The sequence below is a fragment of the Vulcanococcus sp. genome, from assembly GCF_044369115.1.
Taxonomy (GTDB): Bacteria; Cyanobacteriota; Cyanobacteriia; order PCC-6307; family Cyanobiaceae; genus Vulcanococcus.
This window is the reverse complement of sequence record NZ_JBIPMN010000191.1, coordinates 1-4,501: the sequence shown is the minus strand read 5'-3', so window position 1 is coordinate 4,501 and position 4,501 is coordinate 1. Positions and strand designations below refer to the sequence as shown.

Genomic DNA, 4,501 nt, shown 5'->3' with positions numbered 1-4,501 from the left:
CGACAACCTGGCCTTCTGCGCCGCCCGCCGCATCTGCGGCCTGCTGGAGGAGGAGGGTGATCGGGTGCACCTGGTGCACTCGCAGGATCCGGATGCCGCTCAGCGCATGGAGGCCTTCAAGGCCGGCGAGGCCGATTGGCTGGTGAGCATTGATATGTGCGCCGAAGGCTTCGATGCGCCGCGGCTGCGGGTGGTGGCTTACCTCACCACGGTGGTGACGCGGACCCGCTTCGTGCAGGGCATCACCCGGGCGGTGCGCATGGATGCCGAGCGTTCGGCCCTGGAGATGGTGCCCAGGCACCCCTCGTACGTGTTCGCACCGGCAGATCCACTGCTGATGCAGTATGCGCGCACCTGGTCGCTGAGCGAGCCCTACGTGCTCAAGCCCAAAACCGTGGAGGCCGAACCGGTCGCGAGCGGCGCCGGACGAGCACCAGTTCTACCCCTGCAGGCCCTCGAAGATGGCGCTGGCGCTGTGATCCGAATGCGCGGGCCACAGCTACCCAACTTCCGAGTGCAGCGGTAAATACATTCAATTGCAGCAAAAAGTGCGACGTTGTGCGAAAGCGCACCCAAATGGGGCCATCGGCCGACCAGCGTGGTGCGATCGCGGGACACCCATGAAAGGCTCCATCCAGCGTCGTCTCACCGTTGCCATCAACTGGTCGGCCGCCCGCATCGCAAGCCTCGACGACCGCGAGCGCTATGAAGACAGCTATGCGCTCACTGAGGAATTCAGGGAATGGATCCTCTGCGTGGATCAGCATCCCGAGCTGATGGCCGAGCAGGTGCTGATGGTTCCCGATTTCAACGAACTGAAGAAATCAAGCGACAGCAGCGAGAGCGACGGAATCCTCGAAATCTGAAGAAAACCTAAAGGGTTTTTCCTTGGGCGTCAAACACGCCTGGCGTCAGGCGAACGTCACGTCAGTTCATCTGCGCGCGAGTTCATCTGCACGTCAGTTCAACTGCTCGCCAATTCAAAGGGCACCCAGCACTCCTCCAGCACCGGAACCTCGGCGCTACGCTCTTAAGCGAAGTCGATCCGCTTAAGCCGTGACTGAAGCCACTGCCAGCGCCGCGACGGGCGCTTCCGTTGAGAACGTGGTGATCGTGGGCTCGGGCCCTGCCGGCTACACCGCGGCCATCTATGCCGCCCGCGCCAACCTGCGGCCGGTGGTGATCACAGGCTTCCAGGATGGCGGCATTCCCGGTGGTCAGCTGATGACCACCACCCACGTGGAGAACTTCCCCGGCTTCCCCGACGGCATCCTCGGCCCAGATCTGATGGATCGGCTGAAGGCTCAGGCCGTGCGTTGGGGCACCCGCCTGGTGGAGGCAGACGCCGACAACATCGACCTGTCGCAGCGCCCCTTCCGCATCCAGGCCGACGGCCAGACCATCGAGGCACAGTCGGTAATCCTGGCCACGGGCGCCAGCGCCAACCGCCTCGGCCTGCCCAGCGAAGAGCGCTTCTGGAATTCGGGCATCAGCGCCTGCGCCATCTGCGATGGCGCTACGCCGCAGTTCCGCAATGAGGAGTTGGCGGTGGTAGGTGGCGGCGACTCTGCCTGCGAGGAGGCGGTATACCTCACCAAATACGGCAGCCGCGTGCATCTGGTGGTGCGCTCTGGCCAGCTGCGGGCCAGCAAGGCCATGGCCGATCGGGTGCTGGCCAATCCGAACATCACCGTGCACTGGAACCGCCAGATCCGCGATTGCAGCGGCGGCGAGTGGCTTGAGGCCATCGAGCTGGTCGCCACTGATGGCAGCGGCGGCTCCGAACAGGTGCCCGTGCGAGGCCTCTTCTACGCCATTGGCCACACCCCCAACACCCGCCTGGTGCGAGGCCAGCTGGACGTAGATGGCCACGGCTACCTGGTGACCAAACCCGGCCGGCCCGAAACCAGCCTGGATGGCGTGTTTGCCGCCGGCGATGTGGCGGATGCGGAATGGCGTCAGGGCATTACTGCAGCCGGCAGCGGCTGCCAGGCAGCCCTGGCGGCTGAGCGCTGGCTCACCCATTACGACCTCGCTGTGACCGTGAGCCAAGACCCGGTGGATCCCGCCGAGGTGGGTGAAGTGCAGCGCACCGCCGTGAGCGATGAAGCCAACTTCGACCCCAATGCCCTGTGGCAGAAGGGCGGCTATGCCCTGCGCAAGCTGTATCACGACAGCGAAAAGCCCCTATTGGTCGTGTACACCTCCCCCACCTGTGGCCCCTGCCACGTGCTTAAACCGCAGCTCAAGCGCGTGCTCGACGAGCTCGGTGGCCGCGCTCAGGGCGTTGAAATCGACATCGAAGCCGATCAGGAGATTGCCCAGCAGGCGGGGGTGAGCGGCACCCCCACCGTGCAGCTGTTCTTCCAGAAGGAACTGAAGCAGCAGTTCCGCGGGGTGAAGCAACGCAGCGAGTTCAAGGCCGCCATCGAGCAGCTCCTCGGCACCGTTGTGGCTTGAAGGGTGGGGGGAGCTGCTGCTCAGCGTTCAGCCTCTGAGCGGAGACCTAGGCGGGAGTTCATGTTTCCTGCACTGTCCAGGTCGGGATATCCATGGATATCCCGACCTGGACAGCAGGCCAAACACGCAACTTTCAGCGGCACCCAGGTTCGCCAGAGCACCAACGCAAAAACCCCGGGACCAGATCTCGGGGCTACAGAAACGCTGAGCGACGAGTCATGCCGTTCAGCCAGAGAGCTGTTGAACAATGCGCTTGAACAGTGCGCTGAGTTGCCGATCAGCGGCGACGGGGGCCGCCGGGGCGGTTGCCACCGGGGCGAGGCCCGCCGGCAGCGGCATTGCGCTCGCGGTAGGTGATACGGCCGCGGCTGAGGTCGTAGGGGCTGATCTCCACCAGCACCTTGTCACCGGCGAGCAGCTTAATGCGGAACTTGGTGAGCTTTCCGGCAGCCCGGCAGAGGCATTGGTGGCCTGCGGGCTGCTCGAGGGTGACCAGGCTAGTTTGCGCCCTTAAACCGCTAGGGTCGGCGCTCACAAAGCCCAACCGAGCCAAGGTTTCGATGGTCCTGCCTCCTGTGTCGATGGATCTGGGCCTGCTGCTGATTTCGATTGGGGTGGTGAACCTGTGGCGCGCTCGCCAGGCCTCCTGAGCACGCTGCTGTTCCACAAGCCCTACGGGGTTCTGAGCCAGTTCACCCCGGAGCCGGGTAGCCGCTGGGGGTGCCTGGCAGAGCACATCCCCGTTCCCGATGTTTATGCCGCTGGCCGACTCGATGCCGACAGCGAAGGGTTGCTCTTGCTCACCGCCAACGGGCGTCTGCAGCAGCGACTCACCGATCCTGCCTGGGGCCACTGGCGCCGCTACTGGGTTCAGGTGGAAGGCATCGCCACCCCCGAGCAATTGCAGCAGCTCGCGCAGGGACTGGTGATTCAAGGGCAGCGCACCCTGCCAGCAAGGGCCAGCTCGATCGCCGACCCCTGCTTACTGCCCCGCAATCCCCCCATCCGCGAACGCAAGGAGATCCCCACCAGCTGGCTGGCGATCGAGCTGCGGGAAGGCCGCAACCGTCAGGTGCGGCGGATGACAGCCGCCGTGGGGCTACCCACCCTGAGATTGCTGCGGGTGGCCATCGATCTGATGGATGGCGAAGCCCCCCTAAGCCTCGAGGGCTTGGAGCCCGGTCAATGGCGCTCAGTGTCTCCGCAAGAAGAGCGCCGCCTTCAGGGACTGCTACGACGCTCACCCGGACGCGGAGGACGAGCGGGCGGCGGGAAATCCGGCCAGGGCAGGGGCGGCGGGTAAGGCGGCTTGGCTTCAGCCGAGCGCGTCCTTGAGTTCACGCACCACCTGCAGCTGCCCGTAGTAGTAGTTGGCGCGGGCGCGGCGTAAAAGCCTGACGGGCAGATGGAACTGGGCCAGACGATAGCAAGGGGTAACAACTTAGGGTAACAACTCCTCGAAGCCAATCCGGTGGCAGCTCAGCCAGGGCCATACCGAAGACCCGGGAAGAACGGCTGGTATGCACGGCTAGCAGTCCCGGACAAGACAAAGCGGTCCGGCTACCGGTACTCAGTCAGGAGCCTTGGGACCACGGACCTTACGGAGGCACGTAGACGCTTCCCAGGGGTGTACGCCGAGATGCAGGTGGAGTTTGGGCTGATCACAAAAACTCGAGCGGCGTTGAGGGTAGAGGCAGAGGAGTGGTTTGGCTCGGTGGAACAGGGCTACAACTCGATGCTGGAAGCCGTTGAAGAGCTGAGCGGCAAGGAAGTGGAGCAAGACGTGAGGACGGGCACCTGGAACCCCTCTTCAATGCAGCAGCAAATACAAAGGGCGATCAAAAACCGCGACGCACGGGAGATAGGTCCGACTTGGGAGGAGGCCCTTGAGGCGTGGAGGACTAGAAGGCAGCGAGCTAAGGGGGATCCCAGTCCATCCTCGGTCAGATCGATGGAGCTAGTGATTAAGGAGATGAGGACGCTTAACAAGGGAATAGAACCAGCAAACCTTAGTGAGGAAAAAGCCTGGAAATGGATCAGA

6 protein-coding genes are annotated in these 4,501 nt (G+C 63.8%); 5 read left to right on the top strand and 1 reads right to left on the bottom strand.

What is annotated here, in order from left to right:
• From ACIQ2E_RS12690 to trxB, 3 genes are all read left to right on the top strand, one after another.
• A partial coding sequence (locus ACIQ2E_RS12690) for a DEAD/DEAH box helicase (RefSeq protein WP_398331123.1) occupies nt 1-526 on the top strand: 526 nt, incomplete at its 5' end.
• 94 nt (nt 527-620) lie between these two features.
• The gene (locus ACIQ2E_RS12685) at nt 621-866 is read left to right on the top strand and encodes a hypothetical protein (RefSeq protein WP_398331120.1); all 246 of its coding nucleotides are present in this window, start codon (nt 621-623) and stop codon (nt 864-866) included.
• 190 nt (nt 867-1,056) lie between these two features.
• On the top strand, nt 1,057-2,460 hold the full coding sequence (trxB, locus tag ACIQ2E_RS12680; RefSeq protein ID WP_398331117.1) for a thioredoxin-disulfide reductase: 1,404 nt from the start codon (nt 1,057-1,059) through the stop codon (nt 2,458-2,460).
• Nucleotides 2,461-2,737: 277 nt separating this feature from the next.
• On the opposite strand, the gene ACIQ2E_RS12675 is transcribed toward trxB, so the two are convergent.
• A complete protein-coding gene (locus ACIQ2E_RS12675) occupies nt 2,738-2,995 on the bottom strand; it encodes a translation initiation factor IF-1 (protein ID WP_398331114.1) in 258 nt (85 codons plus the stop codon).
• A gap of 90 nt (nt 2,996-3,085) precedes the next feature.
• Here ACIQ2E_RS12675 and ACIQ2E_RS12670 point away from each other — a divergent pair, with 90 nt between their 5' ends.
• Complete coding sequence (locus ACIQ2E_RS12670) at nt 3,086-3,763, top strand: pseudouridine synthase (RefSeq protein ID WP_398331111.1); 678 nt, start codon at nt 3,086-3,088, stop codon at nt 3,761-3,763.
• A 324-nt stretch (nt 3,764-4,087) separates the two neighbouring features.
• The coding region (locus tag ACIQ2E_RS12665) for a hypothetical protein (protein WP_398331108.1) at nt 4,088-4,501 on the top strand (414 nt) is incomplete at its 3' end.